The sequence below is a fragment of the Pseudomonas taiwanensis DSM 21245 genome (assembly GCF_000425785.1).
Classification (GTDB): Bacteria; Pseudomonadota; Gammaproteobacteria; order Pseudomonadales; family Pseudomonadaceae; genus Aquipseudomonas; species Aquipseudomonas taiwanensis.
Map to the genome: position 1 here is coordinate 565,167 of NZ_KE384450.1, position 24,530 is coordinate 589,696.

Consider the following 24,530-nt stretch of genomic DNA (forward strand, 5'->3'; position numbering starts at 1 on the left):
GAAGCTGCGAAGCAGCATCGGCGAGAAAGCTGACCATGGTTGAAAATAGCGAATTGCGCAAAGCCGGTCTCAAGGTGACCCTGCCTCGAGTCAAGATCCTTCAAATGCTGGACTCGACCGAGCAGCGTCACATGAGTGCCGAGGATGTCTACAAGGCGCTGATGGAGGCGGGCGAGGACGTCGGTCTGGCTACTGTTTATCGCGTACTGACCCAGTTCGAAGCAGCGGGTCTGGTGGTTCGCCACAACTTCGACGGCGGTCATGCAGTGTTCGAGCTGGCGGACGGCGGTCACCACGACCATATGGTCAACGTGGACACCAGCGAAGTCATCGAATTCATGGATGCCGAGATCGAAAAACGTCAGAAAGAGATCGTCGCCGAGCATGGCTACGAGCTCGTGGACCACAATCTGGTCCTGTATGTACGTAAGAAGAAGTAACGATTTTTATCGTTGTTCATGACAAAGGCGACCTCAGGGTCGCCTTTGTACTTTAGGGCTCGGGTGATTCATGTCTGCCCAATCGCCAGCGCGCCGGCTCGGACACGGCTCCGGTGGGCCCGAAGATCTCAAGCCTTCCCGCTGACCACCATCTTGCGCGCATGCGCCAGGGATTCCTTGGTCAAGTCGATACCGCCGAGCATCCGCGCCACTTCCTCGACCCGCTCGCGCTTGGCCAGGCTGGTCACTGCGGTGTGAGTGGTGTCGCTGTTGCGCACCTTGTGCACGAACAAATGGTGATGCCCTTGTGCGGCGACTTGCGGTAGGTGGGTCACGGTCAGGACCTGGCCGCGTTCACCCAATCGGCGCAGCAACTGGCCGACGATTTCGGCGGTGGGGCCGCCGATGCCGACGTCGACTTCGTCGAACACCAGCGTCGGGATGCGGGAGGTTTGAGCAGTGATCACCTGGATCGCCAGGCTGATGCGTGACAGTTCACCGCCCGAGGCCACCTTGGCCAGGCCCTTGAGGGGTTGCCCAGGGTTGGCGCTGACCAGCAGTTCGATCTGCTCAAGGCCGTGGGGCGACAGTTCCTGGCCGTCGTTTGGTGTCAGTTCGATGCAGAAACGCCCGCCGGGCATGCCCAGGCGCTGGATCTCCTGCTCGACGGCAGTTGCCAGCTGGCTGGCGGCCTGCCGACGCAGTGCGCTCAGTTCGCTGGCCTTCTCTTTATAGTGGTGGGCGTAGGCGGTCAGCTCATCGCCCAGGCGTTCGATGGATTCGTCACTGGCATTGAGCCCTTCCAGCTCTTCCATCAGCTGTTGTTGCAGGTGCGGTAGCTCGGTCGGGTGCACGCGGTGCTTGCGTGCCAGGGTGTAGAGGGTGTCGAGGCGTTCTTCCAGGGCTTGCAGGCGCATGGGGTCGGCATCGAAGTTGTCCAAGAAGCGGTTGAGTTCGCCCACGGCCTCTTCGACCTGGATCTGCGCGCTGGCGATCAGGTTGGCGGCCTCTGCCAGTGCCTTGGGGGCATGGTTGGCGGCGCCCAGCCGGTTGAGGCTGGAGGTGAGGGCGCTCAGCACATTGCCCGAGTCGCTCTCGCTGCACTGGTCGATGACCTGGCGGCAAATGCCGAACAGCGCCTCGGCACTGGTCAGGTTCTTGTGTTCCTGTTCGAGTTGTTCGAGTTCGTTTTCGCCCAGGCCCAGGTTGTCGAGTTCTTCCAGTTGATAGCTGAGCAGCTGATGGCGAGCGCGTTGCTCGTCGCTCGAGTTGGTCAGGCGCTCCAGTTCGAGGCGGGTCTGGTTCCAGCGTTTGGCGGCCAATTGCACCTGGCGCGCCAGGTCGATGGCACCGGCATATTCGTCCAGCAGGCGGCGATGGGTGTCGGTCTTGAGCAGCGACTGGTGTTCGTGCTGGCTGTGAATGTCGATCAGCAGTTCGCCCAGCGCCTTCAGGTCGCCCAGCGGGCAGGGTGTGCCGTTGATGTAGCCGCGGCTTCGGCCCTCGGCGGTGATGACCCGGCGCAGGATGCACGGCCCGTCGATGTCCAGGTCGCGTTCGGCCAACCAGGCGCGTGCCTCGGGGATGTCCACCAGGTCGAAGGTGGCGAGGATGTCCGCCTTGTCTGCGCCGGGACGCACAACGCCGCTGTCGGCACGGTCACCCAAGGTGAGGCCGAGGGCGTCGAGCATGATCGACTTGCCTGCGCCGGTCTCACCGGTGATGACGGACATGCCACGGGCCAGTTCGAGGTCGAGGTGCTCGACGATGGCGTAGTTGTGAATGGACAGGTGCACCAGCATGAGGGCGGCTCCCGAAGCGGTTGGTCTGGTTATTTATACAGTAGTTTTTTCGAGACTGACAATGCCCGTTGGCAGATTCTTGCGTTGCCTGAAAACCACATTGCCCCTTGAAGCCTGTTTTTCCGGCCCCATATAGCCGACAAACAAGGCGAGCCAGGCTCGCAGACCAGAAATTTGCGGAGGAGAACACCCATGGCTGACGAACAGCTGGATGAAAACACCCTTAATACCGAAGAGGCTGGTGCGACGTCCGTCGATGCCCGCGTCCAGGAGCTAGAGGAGCAGCTGGCCGCCGCCAAGGATCAGTCCCTGCGCACCGCCGCCGAACTGCAGAACATTCGCCGTCGTGCCGAGCAGGACGTCGAGAAGGCGCACAAGTTCGCCCTTGAGAAATTCGCCGGCGACCTGCTGCCGGTCATCGACAGCCTGGAACTCGCCCTGACGCACTCCAGTGCCGAAGACGAGCACGTCAAGCAGATTCGCGAAGGCGTCGAGCTGACCCTGAAGATGTTCCAGGACACCCTCAAGCGCTATAACCTCGAAGCCATCGACCCGCACGGCCAGCCGTTCAATGCCGAGCACCATCAGGCGATGGCCATGCAGGAAAGCGCCACTGTCGAGCCCAACAGCGTGCTGAACGTGTTCCAGAAGGGCTACCTGCTCAATGGCCGCCTGCTGCGCCCCGCCATGGTGGTGGTCAGCAAGGCGCCAGCAGCGCCACAACCTTCTATCGATGAAAAGGCTTGAAATCCGTCAGGGCATCCCCATCTAGGTGTCAAGCCTTCAAGTATTACCGCAGTTGGCTGAATGAAGTCGCTGCTACCAAATTCAAGTTTCGGGAGATTCAACATGGGTAAAATCATCGGTATCGACCTGGGGACCACCAACTCGTGCGTCTCCATTCTGGAAAACGGTAACGTCAAAGTCATCGAGAACGCCGAGGGCGCGCGTACTACCCCTTCGATCGTGGCTTACGCCAACGATGGCGAAATCCTGGTTGGCCAGTCGGCCAAGCGCCAGGCCGTCACCAACCCGCACAACACCCTGTTCGCCGTGAAGCGTCTGATTGGCCGTCGCTTCGAAGAAGACGTCGTGCAGAAAGACATCAAGCTGGTGCCGTACAAGATCGTCAAAGCCAACAATGGTGACGCTTGGGTCGAGGCCGGCGGCAAGGAAATGGCTCCGCCGCAAATCAGCGCCGAAGTCCTGAAGAAAATGAAGAAGACCGCCGAAGACTACCTCGGCGAGCCGGTCACCGAAGCGGTCATCACCGTTCCGGCCTACTTCAACGACAGCCAGCGTCAGGCCACCAAGGACGCCGGCCGCATCGCGGGTCTGGACGTAAAACGCATCATCAACGAACCGACCGCTGCTGCCCTGGCCTACGGCATGGACAAAGCGAAGGGCGACCACACCGTGATCGTCTATGACCTCGGTGGTGGTACCTTCGACGTTTCCGTGATCGAGATCGCTGAAGTCGACGGCGAGCACCAGTTCGAAGTACTGGCCACCAACGGTGACACCTTCCTGGGTGGTGAAGACTTCGACATGCGCCTGATCGACTACCTCGTCGACGAATTCAAGAAAGAGTCGGGCATGGATCTGAAGAACGATCCGCTGGCCCTGCAACGTCTGAAAGAAGCGGCTGAAAAGGCCAAGATCGAGCTGTCCTCGTCTCAGTCGACCGACGTCAACCTGCCGTACATCACTGCGGACGCTACCGGTCCTAAGCACCTGAACGTGAAGATTTCCCGCGCCAAGCTGGAATCGCTGGTCGAAGACCTGGTCAACCGTACCATCGAGCCTTGCCGCATCGCGCTGAAAGACGCGGGTATCGATGCAAGCAAGATCGACGACGTGATCCTGGTCGGTGGCCAGACCCGTATGCCGATGGTGCAGAAAGCCGTTGCCGACTTCTTCGGTAAAGAAGCACGTAAGGACGTCAACCCGGACGAAGCCGTTGCCATGGGCGCAGCCATTCAAGGCGCGGTACTGGCCGGTGACGTGAAGGACGTACTGCTGCTGGACGTCAGCCCGCTGACCCTGGGTATCGAAACCATGGGCGGCGTGATGACTCCGCTGATCGAGAAGAACACCACCATCCCGACCAAGAAGTCGCAGGTGTTCTCGACTGCCGATGACAACCAGGGCGCCGTGACCATCCACGTTCTGCAGGGTGAGCGTAAGCAGGCTGCTCAGAACAAGTCGCTGGGCAAGTTCGACCTGGCCGACATTCCGCCGGCCCCGCGCGGTGTGCCGCAGATCGAAGTGACCTTCGACATCGACGCCAACGGCATCCTGCACGTCAGCGCCAAAGACAAGGCCACCGGCAAGTCGCAGTCGATCGTGATCAAGGCCAACTCCGGTCTGTCGGACGAAGAAATCGAGCGCATGGTGCGTGACGCCGAGGCCAACGCCGAGGAAGACCGCAAGTTCGAAGAGCTGGCCGCTGCCCGTAACCAGGGTGACGCGCTGGTTCACTCGACTCGTAAGATGGTCGCTGACGCCGGTGACAAGGTTACCGCCGAAGAAAAAACCGCCATCGAAGCTGCGGTCGTTGCCCTGGAAGCCGCCGTCAAAGGCGACGACAAGGCTGCCATTGATGCCAAGGTCGAGGAGCTGTCGAAAGTCTCCGCGCCAGTGGCTCAGAAGATGTACGCCGAACAGGCTCAGCAGCCGCAGGGCGGTGCCCAGCAGGCTGAGCCGGAAGCCAAGCACGATGACGTGGTTGACGCCGAGTTCGAAGAAGTGAAAGACAACAACAAGCAGTAATCCCTGCATGTTGTCGGCCAGTTGAGCGTCATTTGACGATGAACTGGTAGGATGTCGCCGCGCGGGGGCTTGCTCCCGCGTTGGTGTGTCTGGAATACGAGAATTTTTACAGCATCTGTCAGGGCGCTTTGGGCGTGTAGCGGCAGGTGCTGACGGCATGGAGCATGCCGAACGCCCTCAAGAGTGCAAATGACCTATGGCAAAGCGTGATTATTATGAGGTCCTGGGTGTCGAGCGTGGCGCCAGCGAAGGTGACCTCAAGAAGGCTTATCGCCGCCTGGCGATGAAGTACCACCCCGACCGCAACCCGGATGACAAGGCGTCGGAAGAGCAGTTCAAGGAGGTCAGCGAGGCCTATGAAGTGCTGTCCGACGCGAACAAGCGTGCATCCTACGACCAGTATGGCCATGCCGCTTTCGACGCTGGCATGGGTGGCGGTGGCGGCGCTGGTTTCGGTGGTGCCAACTTCTCTGACATCTTCGGTGATGTCTTCAGTGATTTCTTCGGCGGCGGACGCGGTGGTGCTCGTGGCGGCGCGCAGCGCGGCAGCGACCTGCGATACACCCTGGAGCTGAATCTGGAAGAGGCTGTGCGCGGTACCACGGTCAATATCCGGGTGCCTACGCTGGTCAACTGCAAACCCTGCGACGGTTCGGGTGCGAAGAAGGGGTCGACCCCATCCACCTGCCCGACCTGCGGCGGTGCTGGCCAGGTACGCATGCAGCAGGGCTTCTTCGCCGTGCAGCAAACCTGCCCCCGTTGCCATGGGCAAGGCAAGATCATCACCGACCCTTGCACCTCTTGCCATGGCGAAGGCCGTGTCGAGGAATACAAGACCCTTTCGGTCAAGGTGCCGGCGGGCGTCGATACCGGCGACCGCATCCGCCTGTCCGGTGAGGGCGAGGCCGGTACCCATGGTGGCCCGACCGGCGACCTGTACGTGGTCATCAATGTGCGTGAGCACGCGATCTTCCAGCGTGATGGCAAGCATCTGTACTGCGAAGTGCCGATCAGCTACACCGATGCGGCCCTGGGCGGTGAGCTGGAAGTGCCGACCCTCGATGGTCGGGTCAAGTTGAAGATCCCCGAAGGCACCCAGACCGGCAAGCAGTTCCGCCTGCGTGGCAAGGGCGTGGCGCCGGTGCGTGGGGGTGCGGCGGGCGACCTGCTGTGCCGTGTCGCGGTGGAAACGCCGGTCAACCTCAGCCGCCGTCAGCGCGAGCTGCTTGAAGAACTGCGCGATTCGCTCGATGGCGACAGCTCTCATTCGCCCAAGGCCAGTGGCTGGTTCGAGGGTGTGAAGCGCTTCTTCGGCGATCTCTGACAAGGAACAGACGTATGCGACGTATTGCAGTGATGGGCGCGGCGGGGCGGATGGGCAAGACCCTCGTCGAGGCCGTGCAGCAACAGGCGCCTCAGGCAGGCCTGACGGCGGCGATCGATCGCCCCGACAGTTCCCTGGTGGGGGCGGATGCGGGTGAGTTGGCGGCCCTGGGCCGTATTGGCGTGCCGATTTCCGACGATCTGGCCAAGGTCGCCGACGAGTTCGATGTGCTGATCGACTTCACCCATCCCTCGGTCACCCTGAAGAACTTGGCTTTCTGCCGCAAGGCAGGCAAGGCCATGGTCATCGGTACCACTGGCTTTACCCCGGAAGAAAAGCAGCAACTGGTCGAGGCGGGCAAGGAGATTCCGATCGTCTTCGCCGCCAACTTCAGCGTTGGCGTCAACCTGTGCCTCAAGCTGCTGGATACCGCAGCGCGGGTATTGGGCGACGATGTGGATATCGAGATCATCGAGGCGCACCACCGACACAAAGTCGATGCACCTTCGGGTACCGCCCTGCGCATGGGTGAGGTGGTTGCCCAGGCGTTGGGGCGCGATCTGCAGGAAGTGGCCGTTTACGGTCGCGAAGGCCAGACTGGCGCGCGCGATCGTCAGACCATCGGTTTCGCTACTGTGCGTGCCGGTGACGTAGTCGGTGACCACACCGTGCTGTTCGCCGCCGAAGGCGAGCGCGTGGAGATCACCCACAAGGCGTCCAGCCGCATGACCTTTGCCAAGGGTGCCGTGCGTGCGGCGCTGTGGCTGGATGGGCGTGAGCCGGGCCTGTACGACATGCAGGATGTGCTCGAGCTGCGTTAAGCAGGTCGAGCGGCGGTGGCTTCATCGCGGTAAGCCTGCTCCCGCTCCCGCATGGAATGGCGTTGCTCCGAGGTTTGGCGCGGTGTCTGTAGGAGCGGGTTTACCCGCGAAGGTGTTTTCAGGGATGTCAGTCTGTCGCAATCATGTGTTTTAGAGACACATATGCGGTAGACCTAAAACGCACTTTTCTGTAAGCTACAGCTTTAGTGTGTCCACTAAAAGCGCGCAGCGAATTGAATTCAGCACATGAAAGCGGGGTGACGTGTCCATACGTCACTCCGCTTTTTTGCAACCTGCGATCGCCCTTTCATGCTTGATTAACGGGAGGTCTTCTTGACAAAGCCAGCCATACTCGCCCTTGCCGATGGCAGTATTTTCCGCGGTGAAGCCATCGGAGCCGACGGTCAGACCGTTGGTGAGGTGGTGTTCAACACTGCTATGACCGGCTACCAGGAAATCCTTACTGATCCTTCCTACGCGCAGCAAATCGTTACCCTGACCTACCCGCACATCGGTAATACCGGCACCACCCCGGAAGATGCCGAGTCGAACCGCGTCTGGTCCGCTGGCCTGGTCATCCGTGACCTGCCGCTGCTGGCCAGCAACTGGCGTAACACCCAGTCGCTGCCTGAGTACCTGAAGGCCAACAACGTCGTCGCCATCGCCGGTATCGACACCCGTCGCCTGACCCGCATCCTGCGTGAGAAGGGCGCCCAGAACGGTTGCATCCTGGCCGGTGACAACATCAGCGAAGAAGCCGCCATCGCCGCTGCCCGCGCCTTCCCGGGCCTCAAGGGCATGGACCTGGCCAAGGTCGTTTCCACCAAAGAGCGCTACGAGTGGCGTTCCAGCGTGTGGGAGCTGAAAACCGACAGCCACCCGACCATTGACGCTGCCGACCTGCCTTACCACGTGGTGGCCTTCGACTACGGCGTCAAGCTGAACATCCTGCGCATGCTGGTCGCCCGCGGCTGCCGCGTGACCGTGGTGCCTGCCCAGACCCCGGCGAGCGAAGTCCTGGCAATGAATCCAGATGGCGTGTTCCTGTCCAACGGCCCTGGTGACCCCGAGCCTTGCGACTACGCGATCCAGGCGATCAAGGAAATTCTGGAAACCGAGATCCCGGTCTTCGGTATCTGCCTCGGCCACCAGCTGCTGGCCCTGGCCTCCGGCGCCAAGACCGTCAAGATGGGTCATGGCCACCACGGTGCCAACCACCCGGTCCAGGACCTGGACACCGGCGTGGTGATGATCACCAGCCAGAACCACGGTTTCGCCGTCGACGAAGCCACCCTGCCGGGCAATGTCCGCGCGATCCACAAGTCGCTGTTCGACGGCACCCTGCAGGGTATCGAGCGCACCGACAAGAGCGCGTTCAGCTTCCAGGGCCACCCTGAAGCGAGCCCAGGCCCGACCGACGTCGCGCCACTGTTCGATCGTTTCATCGATGCCATGGCCAAGCGCCGCTGAGCATCCTGCTTCAAGGCCCCGGGCCGGCTCGTGCCGCGCCCGGAAGCGCCTGACCCAGATTGTTCAAGACGGCTTGCCGACTGACCCGCGGATTTGAGTGACAACCCAATGCCAAAACGTACAGACATTAAAAGCATCCTGATTCTCGGCGCTGGCCCGATCGTGATCGGCCAGGCCTGCGAATTCGACTATTCCGGCGCCCAGGCCTGCAAGGCCCTGCGCGAGGAAGGTTTCCGCGTCATCCTGGTGAACTCCAACCCAGCCACCATCATGACCGACCCGGCCATGGCCGATGCCACCTACATCGAGCCGATCAAGTGGCAATCGGTGGCCAAGATCATCGAGAAAGAGCGTCCGGATGCCCTGCTGCCGACCATGGGCGGTCAGACCGCACTGAACTGCGCCCTGGACCTGGAGCGCCACGGCGTTCTGGAGAAATTCGGCGTAGAGATGATCGGTGCCAACGCCGACACCATCGACAAGGCCGAAGACCGTTCGCGCTTCGACAAGGCGATGAAAGCCATTGGCCTGGAGTGCCCGCGTTCCGGTATCGCCCACAGCATGGAAGAGGCCAACGCCGTTCTCGAGCGCCTGGGCTTCCCGTGCATCATCCGTCCGTCGTTCACCATGGGTGGCACCGGTGGCGGTATCGCCTACAACCGTGAAGAGTTCGAAGAAATCTGCGCCCGTGGTCTGGACCTGTCGCCGACCAAGGAGCTGCTGATCGACGAATCGCTGATCGGCTGGAAGGAATACGAGATGGAGGTGGTCCGTGACAAGAAGGACAACTGCATCATCGTCTGCTCCATCGAAAACTTCGACCCGATGGGTGTGCACACCGGTGACTCCATCACTGTCGCTCCGGCGCAAACGCTGACCGACAAGGAATACCAGATCATGCGTAACGCCTCGCTGGCGGTACTGCGTGAAATCGGCGTCGAAACCGGCGGTTCCAACGTTCAGTTCGGTATCTGCCCGAACACCGGCCGCATGGTCGTGATCGAGATGAACCCGCGTGTATCGCGCTCCTCGGCCCTGGCCTCGAAGGCTACCGGCTTCCCGATCGCCAAGATCGCCGCCAAGCTGGCCGTGGGTTACACCCTCGACGAACTGCAGAACGACATCACCGGCGGCCGCACTCCGGCTTCCTTCGAGCCGTCGATCGACTACGTCGTCACCAAGCTGCCGCGCTTCGCCTTCGAGAAATTCCCGAAAGCCGACGCCCGCCTGACCACCCAGATGAAGTCGGTCGGTGAAGTCATGGCCATCGGCCGTACCTTCCAGGAATCCCTGCAGAAAGCCCTGCGCGGCCTGGAAGTCGGTGCCTGCGGTCTGGACCCGAAAGTCGACCTGGCCAGCCCGGATGCCAACAGCATCCTCAAGCGCGAGCTGACCGTACCGGGCGCCGAGCGTATCTGGTACGTGGCCGACGCCATGCGTGCTGGCATGACGTGCGAAGAAATCTTCAAGCTGACCGGCATCGACATGTGGTTCCTGGTGCAGATGGAAGATCTCATCAAGGAAGAAGAGAAGGTCAAGACCCTGGCCCTGTCGGCCATCGACAAGGACTACATGCTGCGCCTCAAGCGCAAGGGCTTCTCTGACCAGCGTCTGGCCAAGCTGCTCGGCATCACCGACAAGAACCTGCGTCGTCACCGCCACAAGCTGGAAGTGTTCCCGGTCTACAAGCGCGTCGACACCTGCGCCGCCGAGTTCGCCACCGATACCGCCTACCTGTACTCGACCTACGAGGAAGAGTGCGAGGCCAATCCGTCGACCCGCGACAAGATCATGATCCTGGGTGGCGGCCCGAACCGTATCGGTCAAGGTATCGAGTTCGACTACTGCTGCGTACACGCTGCCCTGGCGCTGCGTGATGACGGTTACGAGACCATCATGGTCAACTGCAACCCGGAAACCGTTTCCACCGACTACGACACCTCGGACCGTCTGTACTTCGAGCCGCTGACCCTGGAAGACGTGCTGGAAGTCTGCCGCGTCGAGAAACCCAAGGGCGTCATCGTCCACTACGGTGGCCAGACCCCGCTGAAGCTGGCTCGCGCCCTTGAAGAAGCTGGCGTGCCGATCATCGGTACCAGCCCGGACGCGATCGACCGCGCCGAAGACCGTGAGCGTTTCCAGCAGATGGTTCAGCGCCTGAACCTGCGCCAGCCGCCAAACGCCACCGTGCGCAGCGAAGACGAAGCCATCCGTGCCGCTGGCGACATCGGCTACCCGCTGGTCGTGCGTCCGTCGTACGTACTGGGCGGTCGCGCCATGGAGATCGTCTACGAACTGGACGAGCTCAAGCGCTACCTGCGTGAAGCGGTCCAGGTCTCCAACGACAGCCCGGTGCTGCTCGACCACTTCCTCAACTGCGCCATCGAAATGGACGTGGATGCGGTGTGCGACGGCACCGACGTGGTGATCGGCGCGATCATGCAGCACATCGAACAGGCCGGTGTTCACTCCGGTGACTCGGCGTGCTCGCTGCCACCTTACTCGTTGAGCAAGGAAGTCCAGGACGAAGTCCGTGACCAGGTGCGCAAGATGGCCCTGGAACTGGGTGTCGTCGGCCTGATGAACGTGCAGCTGGCCCTGCAGGGCGACAAGATCTACGTGATCGAAGTCAACCCGCGTGCGTCGCGTACCGTTCCGTTCGTTTCCAAGTGCATCGGTACTTCCCTGGCGATGATCGCGGCGCGCGTCATGGCGGGTAAAACGCTCAAAGAGCTGGGCTTCACCCAGGAAATCATCCCGAACTTCTACAGCGTCAAGGAAGCCGTCTTCCCGTTCGCCAAGTTCCCAGGTGTTGACCCGATCCTCGGCCCTGAGATGAAATCTACCGGTGAAGTGATGGGTGTCGGCGACAGCTTCGGTGAAGCCTTCGCCAAGGCCCAGATGGGCGCCAGCGAAGTGCTGCCGACCGGCGGTACTGCGTTCATCAGCGTGCGTGACGACGACAAGCCACAAGTGGCTGGCGTTGCCCGCGACCTGATCGCCCTGGGCTTTGAAGTGGTTGCAACTGCCGGTACCGCCAAGGTGATCGAGGCGGCTGGCCTGAAAGTGCGCCGTGTGAACAAAGTGACCGAAGGTCGCCCGCATGTGGTCGACATGATCAAGAACGACGAAGTGTCGCTGATCATCAACACCACCGAAGGCCGCCAGTCGATCGCCGATTCCTACTCGATTCGTCGCAATGCGCTGCAGCACAAGATCTACTGCACGACCACCATTGCGGCAGGTGAAGCCATCTGCGAAGCGCTGAAATTCGGCCCTGAGAAGACCGTTCGCCGCTTGCAGGATCTGCATGCAGGACTTAAAGCATGAGCATTACCAAGTACCCGATGACCGTCCAGGGCGCTCGCGCCCTGGAAGAGGAACTGACCTTCCTGAGCAAGACCGAGCGCCCGCGCCTGAGCCAGGCGATCGGTGAAGCGCGTGAGCTGGGCGACCTCAAGGAAAACGCCGAGTACCATGCTGCCCGCGAAGAGCAGGGCATGGTCGAGGCGCGTATCCGTGACATCGAAGGCCGTCTGCAGAACTCGGTGGTGATCGATGTCACCACCATCGCGCACACCGGCAAGGTGATCTTCGGTACCACCGTGGACCTGGAGAACACCGAGACCGGCGATCAGGTGACCTACCAGATCGTGGGCGAGGACGAAGCCGACGTGAAGAAAGGCAAGCTGTCGAACAGTGCGCCGATCGCCCGTGCCATCATCGGCAAGGAAGAAGGTGACACCGTTGTCGTCAAGACGCCAAACGGTACGGTCGAGTACGAGATTGTCGAAGTCAAGCACATCTGACCGGCGCCTTCGGGCGCCCTCCCTCGAGGGAATCCTCTGGCAGCTGGCCCAGGTCTTCTGGGTTGGCGGCCTCTGGGTGTTCCATGTGGGTTTGGTGCCTGCGCTCAAGGTCAGTGGCCTGGCGCCATTGCTGGTGCAGGATATCGCTGGGCAGATTGACCGCTGGTTGATCGGCGTGGCGTTGCTTGGGCTGTTGACCCAGCTGGCGGTGCTGGCGAGGGTGGAGGGCCTGGCGGCCTGGTGGCGGCAGTTTCGCGGCCAGATGCTGTTGCTCGGCTTCGGTGCTTGCGTGGGGTACTACACCCTGCGCTATGGCATCTCGGTAGGCGAGCGCTGGCAGATGTTCTGTTTTCTGGTGCTGGGCTTCTCCGGCATCGTGCTGGTAGCCCAGCCTGTCCCGGTCAAGACGCGTTCACCGCGCCACTGACAGGGAAGGCGCCGAGGCCTCGACGCTGGCAAGCCGGCCCCCACAGGGTGAATACCTGCGGGGGCCTTTCCGTTACTTGTAACGGTGGATGTTGGACAGCTGCTTGTTCGGCTGCGGGTTCTTGCGGTAGATCAGCGCTTTCTTGCCGATGGTCTGCACCAGCTCCGCGCGGCCAGCCTTGCACAGCTCGGCGATGGCGGCGGCACGTTCTTCACGATCTTCGGAGCGAATCTCGACCTTGATCAGTTCGTGGTCGGTGAGTGCACGTTCCAGTTCGGCGATGACGCCTTCGTTCAAGCCGTTGCCAGCCACGATCAAGACCGGCTTCAGGTCATGACCAATGGATTTGTACTGTTTCTTCTGCTCGTTATTGAGCGGCATAATCTGACCCTTTTCGTCTGATTCTGTAAAATTGACGGGCATTTTACCCGAGGGCCCGTGGCTCCGCCCAGTCAAACACGACGCATATCATCGAGGTGCCCCGTGGCGCAACGTTCCAAAAGCAGCCATAACTGGCTGAGAGAGCATTTCAACGATCCTTTCGTCAAGCAGGCGCAAAAGGATGGCTACCGCTCGCGCGCGAGCTACAAGCTGCTTGAGATCCAGGAAAAGGACCGACTGATCCGTCCTGGCATGAGCGTGATCGACCTGGGCGCCGCCCCGGGAGGCTGGTCGCAGGTGACCAGTCGTCTGATTGGTGGGCAGGGTCGCTTGATCGCATCCGACATCCTGGAAATGGACGCGATCCCCGACGTTACCTTCATTCAGGGCGATTTCACCCAGGATGAAGTCCTCGCCAGCATTCTGCAGGCAGTCGGCGATTCGCACGTGGACCTTGTGATTTCCGACATGGCCCCCAATATGAGTGGTACGCCTGCGGTGGACATGCCGCGCGCCATGTTCCTGTGTGAGCTGGCCCTCGATCTGGCCACCCGCGTCCTCAAGCCGGGCGGCGATTTCCTGATCAAGATTTTCCAGGGCGAAGGTTTTGACGTGTACCTCAAGGACGTGCGCAGCAAGTTCGACAAGGTACAGATGCGCAAGCCGTCGTCCTCGCGGGATCGCTCGCGTGAGCAATACCTGCTGGCCAGGGGCTTCAAAGGGGTGTGAAAAGGCGGGTTGGGGGGTGGTCGATAGTTATTTCCAATCGCCCGCCCCCTCAGGATCGTCCGAACTTCGTGTAGTCTAGGTTTCACAAAGGGTTACAGACGGTGCCTGCGGATGCGTAGGTAATGTAGTAAGTTAGGGCGACGAATATCATGCGAGGCACGGCTGCGTCGTGCGCCGGCCTCAGAGGGTAGCGAATTGAACGACATGGCAAAGAATCTGATCCTCTGGTTGATCATCGCGGCGGTCCTGGTGACGGTGATGAACAACTTCTCGAGCCCTAACGAGCCGCAGACCCTCAACTACTCCGACTTCATCCAGCAGGTAAAAGACGGGAAAGTCGAGCGTGTGACCGTCGATGGCTACATCATTACCGGCAAGCGTTCCGACGGCGACAACTTCAAGACCGTGCGTCCGGCCATTACCGACAATGGCCTGATCGGCGACCTGGTCGACAATCACGTCATCATCGAAGGCAAGCAGCCTGAGCAACAGAGCATCTGGACGCAGCTGCTGGTAGCCAGCTTCCCGATCCTGGTGATCATCGCCGTCTTCATGTTCTTCATGCGCCAGATGCAAGGCGGCGCGGGGGGCAAGGGCGGGCCGATGAGCTTCGGCAAGAGCAAGGCGCGCCTGTTGTCCGAAGACCAGGTCAAGACCACCCTGGCCGACGTCGCAGGTTGCGACGAAGCCAAGGAAGAGGTTGGCGAGCTGGTCGAGTTCCTGCGCGATCCGGGCAAGTTCCAGCGCCTGGGTGGCCGTATTCCGCGTGGCGTACTGATGGTAGGCCCGCCCGGTACCGGTAAGACCTTGCTGGCCAAGGCCATCGCCGGTGAAGCGAAAGTGCCGTTCTTCACCATTTCCGGTTCCGACTTCGTGGAAATGTTCGTGGGTGTCGGTGCCAGCCGCGTCCGTGACATGTTCGAGCAGGCCAAGAAGCACGCGCCTTGCATCATCTTCATCGACGAGATCGACGCCGTGGGTCGCCACCGTGGCGCGGGCATGGGCGGTGGTCACGACGAGCGCGAACAAACCCTCAACCAGTTGCTGGTCGAGATGGATGGCTTCGAAATGAACGATGGCATCATCGTCATTGCCGCCACTAACCGTCCGGACGTACTGGACCCTGCGCTGCTGCGTCCCGGCCGTTTCGACCGTCAGGTCGTGGTCGGCCTGCCGGATATCCGCGGCCGTGAACAGATTCTCAAAGTGCACATGCGCAAGGTGCCGGTCGGCGAGAACGTCAATCCGGCGGTCATCGCCCGTGGTACCCCTGGCTTCTCCGGTGCCGACCTGGCCAACCTGGTCAACGAGGCTTCGCTGTTCGCCGCACGCTCCAACAAGCGCCTGGTCGAAATGAAAGAGTTCGAACTGGCCAAGGACAAGATCATGATGGGCGCCGAGCGCAAGACCATGGTCATGTCCGAGAAGGAAAAACAGAACACTGCCTACCACGAGGCGGGTCATGCCATCGTCGGTCGTCTGGTGCCTGAGCATGACCCGGTCTACAAGGTGTCGATCATTCCTCGTGGCCGCGCCCTGGGCGTGACCATGTTCCTGCCGGAAGAGGACCGCTACAGCCTGTCCAAGCGCGCGTTGATCAGCCAGATCTGCTCGCTGTACGGTGGCCGTATCGCCGAGGAAATGACCCTGGGCTTCGACGGTGTCACCACGGGTGCCTCCAACGACATCATGCGTGCCAGCCAGATCGCCCGGAACATGGTGACCAAGTGGGGCCTGTCCGAGAAGCTCGGCCCGCTGATGTACGCCGAAGAGGAGGGCGAGGTGTTCCTCGGCCGCAGCGCTGCCAGCCAGCACGCCAGTGTCTCCGGTGAAACCGCCAAGCTGATCGACTCGGAAGTGCGCAGCATCATCGACCAGTGCTATGCCACGGCCAAGCAACTGCTGACCGACAACCGCGACAAGCTCGATGCCATGGCCGAGGCGCTGATGAAGTACGAGACCATCGACGCCGAGCAGATCGACGATATCATGGCCGGCCGTCCACCCCGCGAACCGCGTGACTGGGACGACGACTCGGCTTCGGGCACCTCTGCAACCCAGGGTGATCGCCCAGAGTCGCCGATTGGCGGCCCAGCGGCACAACACTAAGGGCACTTATGAGCTCACAGCAGTACCCGACCCGGTTGCCTTGCGGCAACCGGGTTCTTGATTTGTCCCGTACCCATGTCATGGGTATTCTCAATGTCACCCCCGACTCCTTCTCCGACGGCGGGCGCTTCAATCAGCGCGACGAAGCGCTTCGGCATGCCGAGGCGATGGTCGCTGCAGGCGCCACGCTGATCGACATCGGTGGCGAGTCGACCCGGCCTGGCGCGCGGGCAGTATCGGTTACTGAAGAGCTCGAGCGCGTGGCGCCGATGGTCGAGGCGATCAACAGTCGCCTGGATGTGGTGATTTCCGTGGATACGTCCACCCCGGCCGTGATCCGCGAGTCGGCGCGCCTGGGGGCCGGCCTGATCAACGACGTGCGCGCGCTGGAGCGCGACGGTGCACTGGATGCCGCTGCCGATACCGGCCTGCCGGTCTGCCTCATGCACATGCGTGGCGAGCCGGGCAATATGCAGGATGATCCACATTACGACGATGTGACCGCCGACGTTGCGCGCTATCTTGAACAGCGGATGGCGGCCTGCGCAGCGGCCGGTATCGACGCTGACCGAATCATTCTTGATCCTGGCTTCGGTTTCGCCAAGACCCTGGCGCATAACCTGAGCCTGTTCAAACACATGGAAGCGCTCTACCGCTTGGGGCGCCCGCTTTTGGTGGGCGTTTCGCGCAAAAGCATGATCGGCTTGACCCTGGATCGCCCGGTGGGCGAGCGGTTGTACGGCAGTCTTGCGCTGGCGGCATTGGCGATGACCAAGGGTGCTAGCATCCTGCGCGTCCATGACGTGGCCGAGACCGTTGATGTCGTGCGCATGATCGCTGCGGTACAGAACGCCGAATAAGAACATTGGAGTCCCTATGAGCAGAAAATACTTTGGTACCGACGGCATTCGTGGCCGCGTCGGCGAATACCCGATCACACCGGATTTCATGCTGAAACTGGGTTGGGCTGCGGGCATGGCGTTCCGCAAGCAGGGCAATTGCCGAGTGCTGGTAGGCAAGGACACCCGTATCTCCGGGTACATGTTCGAATCGGCGCTCGAAGCCGGTCTTTCTGCCGCCGGTGCCGATGTCATGCTGCTCGGGCCGATGCCGACGCCGGCCATCGCCTACCTCACCCGGACCTTCCATGCCGAAGCGGGGATCGTCATCAGCGCCTCGCACAACCCGCATGACGACAATGGCATCAAGTTCTTCTCGGGCCAGGGCACCAAGCTGCCGGACGAAGTCGAGCTGATGATCGAGGAGTTGCTGGACCAGCCGATGACAGTGGTCGAGTCGAGCAAGCTGGGCAAGGTGTCCCGTATCAACGACGCCGCCGGTCGCTACATCGAGTTCTGCAAGAGCAGCGTGCCGAGCAGCACCAGTTTCGAAGGTCTCAAGCTGGTGGTCGACTGCGCCCATGGCGCTACCTACAAGGTTGCGCCCAGCGTGTTCCGTGAGTTGGGCGCTCAGGTGACCGTGCTGCATGCCCAGCCGGACGGCCTCAACATCAACGAGAATTGCGGATCCACGCACATCGAGTCGCTGCAGGCTGCCGTACTGGTCGGCCACGCCGACCTGGGCATCGCATTCGATGGCGATGGGGACCGTGTGCTGATGGTCGACCACACCGGCGCCATCGTCGACGGAGACGAATTGCTGTTCATCATCGCGCGCGACCTGCACGAGCGCGGCAAGCTGCAGGGTGGCGTAGTGGGTACCCTGATGAGCAACCTCGGCCTGGAGCTGGCGCTCAAGGACCTGGATATTCCGTTCGTGCGGGCCAAGGTCGGCGACCGCTATGTCATGGCGGAGTTGCTCGAGCGCGAGTGGCTGGTTGGCGGGGAAAACTCCGGGCACGTGGTTTGCTGCAACCACACCACCACTGGCGATGCGATCATTGCCGCGCTGCAGGTGCTGTTGTCGCTCAAGCGCCGTGGCGAGACCCTGGCGCAGGCCCGCCAGGCCGTTCGCAAATGCCCACAGGTGCTGATCAACGTGCGCTTTGGCGCAAGCAAGGTCGACCCGCTGGAGCATCCTGCGGTGAAGGAGGCCAGTGCCAAGGTCACCGAGGCGATGGCTGGGCGCGGACGGGTACTTTTGCGCAAGTCGGGTACCGAGCCGCTGGTGCGGGTCATGGTCGAAGGCGACGACGAAAACCAAGTGCGCAGCCACGCCGAAGCCTTGGCCAAGCTGGTCAGCGAAGTTTGTGCCTGAAATAGGCTTGCCAGCGCAGATCTGGTTGGGTAAGATCTGCGCCCACTTTGACCGACGAGGTAAAGCATGCGTCGCCCCATGGTAGCTGGTAACTGGAAGATGCACGGTACCCGCGCCAGCGTCGCTGAGCTGATCCAGGGCTTGGGCAATATGTCCTTGCCAGACGGTGTGGAAGTCGCGGTGTTTCCGCCGGCGCTGTTCATCAATCAAGTCATTGATGGGCTGCAAGGCAGGGGGATCATCGTAGGTGCACAGAATTCTGCGGTAAAACCCGAAGAGGGTGCGCTGACGGGTGAAATTGCACCCAGTCAGTTGGTTGAAGCAGGTTGCAAGTTGGTTCTGATTGGCCATTCCGAACGCCGCCAAATTATGGGTGAAACTGAGGAAGTGCTGAAAGATAAGTTTGCAGCTGCTCAACTTAGTGGTTTAATGCCGGTGCTTTGCGTAGGGGAAACTCTCGAAGAGCGCGAGGCGGGCAAGACGCTTGAAGTTGTCGGGCGTCAACTAAGCAGTATCATCGATGCATTCGGTGTTAAGGCTTTTGCCAATGCAGTAATTGCTTATGAGCCCGTGTGGGCCATTGGCACAGGTTTGACGGCTTCGCCGCAACAAGCGCAGGATGTGCATGCAGCCATTCGCGCGCAGTTGGCGGCGGAAGACGCCGAAGTTGCCGCGAACGTGCAGCTTCTCTACGGCGGCAGCGTGAAGGCGGCCAATGCGGCTGAGCTGTTCGGCATGCCGGATATCGATGGGGGGCTCATTGGTGGAGCGTCCCTGAACGCAGACGAATTCGGTGCAATTTGTCGCGCCGCAGGAAACTGAACAAATGCTGGAAACAGTTATCGTTGTTTTTCATCTGTTGGCAGCGCTGTCACTCGTAGTGCTGGTTCTGTTGCAACAGGGTAAAGGTGCGGAAGCAGGTGCATCTTTCGGCGCAGGTGCCTCTAATACTGTGTTCGGAAGCCAAGGTTCTGCTACCTTCCTGAGTAAATTGACTGCTATACTCGCTGCCACTTTCTTTTTGACAGCACTTGGGTTAGGATACTTCGCCAAGCAACAAGCTCACCAGCTGAGCCAGGCGGGTCTCCCAGATCCAGCGGTACTGGAAGTGAAAGAGCAGAAGCCGGCAGTTAATGATGATGTACCGGTGCTCCAGGAGCAGAAGAGCGAAACCACCAACGCTGGTGACGTACCTCCTCCGGCTCAAGAGCAGAAGTAACGGGTTTCAAGTAGTAATATTGCCGAGGTGGTGGAATTGGTAGACACGCAACCTTGAGGTGGTTGTGCCCATAGGGTGTAGGGGTTCGAGTCCCCTTCTCGGTACCAATTAAAGCTTGAGAGCCCGCTTTAGCGGGCTTTCTTGCAGGTGGAGGTTAGATTGACCCTGTAGCGGGTTCAGTCTTATACTTTCGCCCCAGCTTTGTCGCGGGGTGGAGCAGCTTGGTAGCTCGTCGGGCTCATAACCCGAAGGTCGTTGGTTCAAATCCAGCCCCCGCAACCAGCTTCAGCGGAGCCCCTTTTCAGGGGCTTTTTGCTAGCCGAACAGTTATCGGCGTCGTTGTCCAACGGCGCTTTCAGGGATGGGCGCTTCGCCCATTTTTTATTTGCACAGCATGCACGAGGGGGTTCAGGTGTCGAGCAAGCTAGAACAGTTGCAGGCCTTGTTGGCCCCGGTGGTCGAGGGTCTGGGCTACCAATGCTGGGGGATCGAATACATCTCCCAGGGCAAACATTCGGTCCTGCGTATCTACATCGACAAGGAAGGCGGAATCCTGGTGGACGACTGCGAAGCGGTCAGCCGTCAGGCCAGTGCCATCCTGGATGTTGAAGATCCGATCAGCAGTGAATATACCCTCGAGGTGTCCTCTCCAGGCATGGATCGCCCGCTGTTCACTCTGGAACAGTTTGCTTCGCATGCCGGCGAACAAGTGAAGATCAAGCTGCGTACGCCCTTCGAGGGTCGTCGTAACTTCCAGGGCCTTCTCCGCGGTGTGGAGGAGCAGGATGTGGTGGTCCAGGTGGACAATCACGAGTTCCTGTTGCCGATCGACTCGATCGACAAGGCCAATATTATTCCCAGTTTTGACTGAGACGTGCCGGGCCCGGCGGACTGTCCGGACCCAATGGCTTGCGCAAGGCGAGGCGTACGATGAGCAAAGAAGTACTGCTGGTTGTTGAATCGGTATCCAACGAGAAAGGTGTACCGCCCGGCGTCATTTTCGAGGCGCTGGAAGTGGCCCTGGCCACTGCAACCAAAAAACGTTTTGAGGACGAAGTCGACCTGCGTGTGGAAATCAACCGCCACACCGGTAGCTACGAGACCTTCCGCCGCTGGACCGTGGTCGACGAGAACGACCTGGACGATCCGGCTATCGAAACCTGGCTGAGCAAGATCCAGGACACGCATCCGGATGCCAAGATCGGTGACGTGATCGAAGAGAAGATCGAGTCAATCGAGTTCGGTCGTATCGCCGCCCAGACCGCCAAGCAGGTCATCGTGCAGAAAGTGCGCGAGGCCGAGCGTGCCCAAGTGGTCGACGCCTACCGCGAGCGCGTTGGCGAGATCATCTCCGGTACCGTCAAGAAGGTTACCCGCGACAACGTCATCGTCGACCTGGGTAACAACGCCGAGGCCCTGTTGGCTCGCGAAGACATCATTCCCCGTGAGACCTTCCGTGTCGGCGTGCGCCTGCGTGCGCTGCTCAAGGAAATCCGCACCGAGAACCGCGGTCCGCAACTGATCCTGTCGCGCACTGCGCCACAGATGCTGATCGAGTTGTTCCGCATCGAGGTACCGGAAATCGCCGAAGGCCTCATTGAAGTCATGGCTGCATCCCGTGATCCGGGTTCGCGTGCCAAGATCGCCGTCCGCTCCAAGGACAAGCGCATCGACCCGCAAGGTGCCTGTATCGGCATGCGCGGTTCGCGTGTCCAGGCCGTATCCGGCGAGTTGGGTGGTGAGCGTGTGGATATCGTCCTGTGGGACGAGAACCCGGCGCAGTTCGTCATCAACGCCATGTCGCCGGCTGAAGTCGCGGCGATCATCGTTGATGAAGATGCCCATGCAATGGACATCGCAGTTGCCGAAGACAACCTGGCCCAGGCTATTGGCCGTGGCGGTCAGAACGTTCGCCTGGCCAGTCAGCTGACCGGTTGGACCCTGAACGTGATGACCGAAAAGGACATCCAGGCCAAGCAGCAGGCTGAGACCGGCGACATCCTGCGCAACTTCATTGAGGAACTGGAAGTCGACGAGGAGCTGGCACAAGTGCTGGTCGACGAAGGCTTCACCAGCCTTGAAGAAATTGCCTACGTACCGTTGGAAGAAATGCTCAACATCGATGGCTTTGACGAGGATATCGTCAATGAGCTCCGCGCTCGTGCCAAGGACCGTTTGTTGACCAAGGCCATCGCTACCGAAGAAAAACTGGCAGACGCCCATCCGGCTGAAGACCTGCTCTCCCTCGAGGGCATGGACAAGGACCTGGCGGCGGAACTGGCGGTGCGCGGCGTGGTTAACCGCGAAGACCTGGCCGAGCAGTCGATCGACGATCTGCTCGACATCGACGGCATCGACGAAGAGCGTGCCGGCAAGTTGATCATGGCCGCCCGAGCCCACTGGTTCGAGTAATTAGGCGCGGCCTGAGGAGAGAAGTGCATGACGCAAGTCACGGTGAAAGAACTGGCCCAAGAGGTCGAGGCACCGGTAGAGCGCCTGCTGCAGCAGATGCGTGAGGCAGGTCTGCCGCACACCGACGCCGGTCAGGTAGTGACCGATAACGAGAAGCAGGTTTTGCTGACCCATTTGAAGAGCAGCCACAAGAGCAAGGCGGAAGAGCCGCGCAAGATCACCTTGCAGCGCAAAACCACCAGCACCCTGCGTGTAGCCGGTAGCAAGAGCATCAGCGTAGAAGTACGCAAGAAGAAAGTATTCGTGCAGCGCAGCCCGGAAGAGATCCAGGCTGAGCAGAAGCGTGAACTGGAAGAGCGTCGTGCGGCCGAGAACGCCGTTCGCGAGAAGGCTGAAGCCGAGGCTCGCCAGCGCGCCGAGGAACAAGCCCGTCGCCAGGCCGCCGAAACCACTGCTACGGCCCCTGCGGCCAAGGCAGAGCCGGCGCCTGCCCCTGCAGCTGCTGCTCCGGTAGTGGCCGAGGCGCCAGCGTCCGAAGACGCTGCCGCACGCGCTGCCGAGCGCAAGAAGGACGAGACTCGTCGCAACGAAAGCCGCACTCGCGACGAAGACCGTCGTGGCGGCGAGCGTCGTGGCGAAGCCCCGCGCGTGTCGATCAAGGTCAAGGTCAAGGAGAAAGAAAAAGCTCCTACGCCTCGTGCCGCGCCACGCACCACCGATGAAGAAAGCGATGGTTTCCGTCGCGGTCGCGGTGGCAAGGGCAAGCCGAAGAAGCGTAACCAGCATGGCTTCCAGAACCCGACCGGCCCCGTCATTCGTGACGTGACCATCGGCGAGACCATCACGGTCTCCGAACTTGCCCAGCAGATGTCGGTGAAAGCCGCTGAAGTCGTCAAGTTCATGTTCAAGCTGGGTACCCCGGTCACCATCAACCAGGTGCTCGACCAGGAAACTGCTCAGCTGGTCGCTGAAGAACTGGGCCATAAGGTCACCCTGATCAGCGACACCGCCCTGGAAGACTCCCTGGCCGAATCGCTGAAGTTCGAAGGTGAGACCGAGCCTCGTGCACCGGTAGTGACCGTCATGGGTCACGTTGACCATGGTAAGACTTCGCTGCTCGACTACATCCGTCGTGCCAAGGTTGCTGCTGGCGAGGCCGGTGGTATTACCCAGCACATCGGTGCCTACCACGTGGAAACCGACCGCGGCATGGTCACCTTCCTCGATACCCCAGGCCACGCTGCGTTTACCGCCATGCGTGCCCGTGGTGCCAAGGCCACCGACATCGTCATCCTGGTGGTGGCGGCTGACGACGGCGTGATGCCGCAGACCCGTGAGGCCGTGCAGCATGCCAAGGCAGCTGGCGTTCCGCTGGTGGTCGCGGTGAACAAGATCGACAAGCCGGGTGCAGACCTCGATCGTATCCGCAACGAACTGGCCGTCGAAGGCGTAACCTCCGAGGACTGGGGTGGTGACACTCCGTTCGTCAAGGTTTCGGCGAAGATGGGTACCGGTGTCGACGAGCTGCTCGAGGCCGTCCTGCTGCAGGCCGAGATCCTCGAACTCACCGCCACTCCGACCGCACCAGGTCGTGGCGTCGTGGTCGAATCGCGCTTGGACAAGGGCCGCGGTCCAGTGGCTACCATCCTGGTTCAGGACGGTACCCTGCGTCAGGGCGACATGGTCCTGGTCGGCTCCAACTACGGCCGCGTGCGTGCCATGCTCGACGAAAACGGCAAGCCTGTGAAGGAAGCCGGTCCGTCGATTCCGGTCGAGATCCTCGGTCTGGATGGTACGCCGGAAGCCGGTGACGAGCTGTCCGTGGTTGCCGACGAGAAGAAAGCCCGCGAAGTTGCCCTGTTCCGTCAGGGCAAGTACCGCGAGGTCAAGCTGGCCCGTGCTCACGCCGGCAAGCTGGAAAACATCTTCGAGACCATGGGTCAGGAAGAGAAGAAGACCCTCAACATCGTCCTCAAGACCGACGTGCGCGGTTCTCTGGAGGCCCTGCAAGGCTCGCTCAGCGGCCTGGGCAACGACGAGGTTCAGGTTCGTGTTATCGGTGGCGGCGTCGGTGGTATCACCGAGAGCGACGCCAACCTGGCGCTGGCGTCCAACGCGGTGCTGTTCGGCTTCAACGTGCGTGCCGATGCTGGCGCCCGCAAGATCGTCGAGCAGGAAGGTCTGGATATGCGTTACTACAACGTGATCTATGACATCATCGAAGACGTCAAGAAGGCCCTGACCGGTATGCTCGGCAGCGATGTTCGCGAGAACATCCTGGGTGTCGCCGAGGTCCGTGACGTGTTCCGCTCGCCGAAGTTCGGCGCCATTGCCGGCTGTATGGTCATCGAGGGTACTGTGTACCGCAACCGTCCGATCCGCGTACTGCGCGAGGACGTGGTGATCTTCGAAGGCGAACTGGAATCGCTGCGTCGCTTCAAGGACGACGCCTCCGAAGTGCGTAGTGGCATGGAGTGCGGTATCGGCGTCAAGAGCTACAACGACGTCAAGGTCGGCGACAAGATCGAAGTCTTCGAGAAAGTCCAGGTGGCTCGTACCCTGTAAGGGGTGGGCATGGCGCAGGCCTCGCCCCAGGGC

Annotated in this window: 20 protein-coding genes and 2 tRNA genes; 20 read left to right on the plus strand and 2 right to left on the minus strand. The window is 61.0% G+C overall.

The features are described from left to right. Positions 1-35 precede the first annotated feature (35 nt). On the plus strand, positions 36-440 hold the full coding sequence (gene fur, locus H620_RS0121495) for a ferric iron uptake transcriptional regulator (RefSeq protein WP_023378609.1): 405 nt from the start codon (positions 36-38) through the stop codon (positions 438-440). 128 nt (positions 441-568) lie between these two features. Here the strand turns inward: fur and recN are convergent, their stop codons facing one another. After that, entirely contained in the window at positions 569-2,242 is a 1,674-nt protein-coding gene (gene recN, locus H620_RS0121500; protein ID WP_023378610.1) for a DNA repair protein RecN, read from the minus strand. A 192-nt stretch (positions 2,243-2,434) separates the two neighbouring features. Here recN and grpE point away from each other — a divergent pair, with 192 nt between their 5' ends. The 8 genes from grpE to H620_RS0121540 all read left to right on the plus strand — a co-directional run bounded on the left by grpE (position 2,435) and on the right by H620_RS0121540 (position 12,865). After that, a complete protein-coding gene (grpE, locus tag H620_RS0121505) occupies positions 2,435-2,989 on the plus strand; it encodes a nucleotide exchange factor GrpE (protein ID WP_023378611.1) in 555 nt (184 codons plus the stop codon). 102 nt (positions 2,990-3,091) lie between these two features. Next, positions 3,092-5,014: a molecular chaperone DnaK gene (gene dnaK, locus H620_RS0121510; RefSeq protein ID WP_023378612.1), complete on the plus strand. Its 1,923-nt coding sequence runs from the start codon at positions 3,092-3,094 to the stop codon at positions 5,012-5,014. A gap of 196 nt (positions 5,015-5,210) precedes the next feature. After that, positions 5,211-6,338, plus strand: a complete 1,128-nt coding sequence (gene dnaJ, locus H620_RS0121515) for a molecular chaperone DnaJ (protein WP_023378613.1) — start codon at positions 5,211-5,213, stop codon at positions 6,336-6,338. 14 nt (positions 6,339-6,352) lie between these two features. After that, the gene (gene dapB / locus H620_RS0121520; RefSeq protein ID WP_023378614.1) at positions 6,353-7,159 is read left to right on the plus strand and encodes a 4-hydroxy-tetrahydrodipicolinate reductase; all 807 of its coding nucleotides are present in this window, start codon (positions 6,353-6,355) and stop codon (positions 7,157-7,159) included. 333 nt (positions 7,160-7,492) lie between these two features. Then, on the plus strand, positions 7,493-8,629 hold the full coding sequence (gene carA / locus H620_RS0121525) for a glutamine-hydrolyzing carbamoyl-phosphate synthase small subunit (protein ID WP_023378615.1): 1,137 nt from the start codon (positions 7,493-7,495) through the stop codon (positions 8,627-8,629). Positions 8,630-8,737: 108 nt separating this feature from the next. Continuing rightward, complete coding sequence (gene carB / locus H620_RS0121530) at positions 8,738-11,959, plus strand: carbamoyl-phosphate synthase large subunit (RefSeq protein WP_023378617.1); 3,222 nt, start codon at positions 8,738-8,740, stop codon at positions 11,957-11,959. Next, positions 11,956-12,438, plus strand: a complete 483-nt coding sequence (gene greA, locus H620_RS0121535; RefSeq protein ID WP_023378618.1) for a transcription elongation factor GreA — start codon at positions 11,956-11,958, stop codon at positions 12,436-12,438. Before carB ends, greA begins: the two co-directional genes overlap by 4 nt. After that, on the plus strand, positions 12,416-12,865 hold the full coding sequence (locus tag H620_RS0121540) for an MFS transporter (RefSeq protein WP_081669745.1): 450 nt from the start codon (positions 12,416-12,418) through the stop codon (positions 12,863-12,865). Before greA ends, H620_RS0121540 begins: the two co-directional genes overlap by 23 nt. 72 nt (positions 12,866-12,937) lie before the next feature. Here the strand turns inward: H620_RS0121540 and yhbY are convergent, their stop codons facing one another. After that, on the minus strand, positions 12,938-13,246 hold the full coding sequence (gene yhbY, locus H620_RS0121545; protein ID WP_023378620.1) for a ribosome assembly RNA-binding protein YhbY: 309 nt from the start codon (positions 13,244-13,246) through the stop codon (positions 12,938-12,940). A gap of 102 nt (positions 13,247-13,348) precedes the next feature. Here yhbY and rlmE point away from each other — a divergent pair, with 102 nt between their 5' ends. The 11 genes from rlmE to infB all read left to right on the plus strand — a co-directional run bounded on the left by rlmE (position 13,349) and on the right by infB (position 24,497). Beyond that, positions 13,349-13,975, plus strand: coding sequence for a 23S rRNA (uridine(2552)-2'-O)-methyltransferase RlmE (gene rlmE / locus H620_RS0121550; protein WP_023378621.1), 627 nt, complete (start codon positions 13,349-13,351; stop codon positions 13,973-13,975). Positions 13,976-14,179: 204 nt separating this feature from the next. Beyond that, entirely contained in the window at positions 14,180-16,084 is a 1,905-nt protein-coding gene (ftsH, locus tag H620_RS0121555) for an ATP-dependent zinc metalloprotease FtsH (protein WP_023378622.1), read from the plus strand. A gap of 8 nt (positions 16,085-16,092) precedes the next feature. After that, complete coding sequence (gene folP / locus H620_RS0121560; RefSeq protein ID WP_027908022.1) at positions 16,093-16,944, plus strand: dihydropteroate synthase; 852 nt, start codon at positions 16,093-16,095, stop codon at positions 16,942-16,944. Positions 16,945-16,960: 16 nt separating this feature from the next. Continuing rightward, positions 16,961-18,301, plus strand: a complete 1,341-nt coding sequence (glmM, locus tag H620_RS0121565; RefSeq protein WP_023378624.1) for a phosphoglucosamine mutase — start codon at positions 16,961-16,963, stop codon at positions 18,299-18,301. Between the two features lie 66 nt (positions 18,302-18,367). Continuing rightward, positions 18,368-19,123 carry a triose-phosphate isomerase gene (tpiA, locus tag H620_RS0121570; protein WP_027908023.1) on the plus strand — a complete coding sequence of 252 codons (756 nt, stop codon included), beginning with the start codon at positions 18,368-18,370 and terminating at the stop codon, positions 19,121-19,123. A gap of 4 nt (positions 19,124-19,127) precedes the next feature. Next, positions 19,128-19,520: a preprotein translocase subunit SecG gene (gene secG / locus H620_RS0121575; RefSeq protein WP_023378626.1), complete on the plus strand. Its 393-nt coding sequence runs from the start codon at positions 19,128-19,130 to the stop codon at positions 19,518-19,520. 21 nt (positions 19,521-19,541) lie between these two features. After that, positions 19,542-19,627 (plus strand) — tRNA-Leu (locus tag H620_RS0121580). Between the two features lie 98 nt (positions 19,628-19,725). Further along, a tRNA-Met gene (locus H620_RS0121585) sits at positions 19,726-19,802 on the plus strand. A 130-nt stretch (positions 19,803-19,932) separates the two neighbouring features. Beyond that, the gene (rimP, locus tag H620_RS0121590; protein ID WP_023378627.1) at positions 19,933-20,391 is read left to right on the plus strand and encodes a ribosome maturation factor RimP; all 459 of its coding nucleotides are present in this window, start codon (positions 19,933-19,935) and stop codon (positions 20,389-20,391) included. A 59-nt stretch (positions 20,392-20,450) separates the two neighbouring features. Continuing rightward, complete coding sequence (nusA, locus tag H620_RS0121595) at positions 20,451-21,932, plus strand: transcription termination factor NusA (RefSeq protein WP_023378628.1); 1,482 nt, start codon at positions 20,451-20,453, stop codon at positions 21,930-21,932. Positions 21,933-21,959: 27 nt separating this feature from the next. Further along, on the plus strand, positions 21,960-24,497 hold the full coding sequence (gene infB / locus H620_RS0121600) for a translation initiation factor IF-2 (protein WP_023378629.1): 2,538 nt from the start codon (positions 21,960-21,962) through the stop codon (positions 24,495-24,497). The last annotated feature ends 33 nt before the right edge of the window (positions 24,498-24,530 follow it).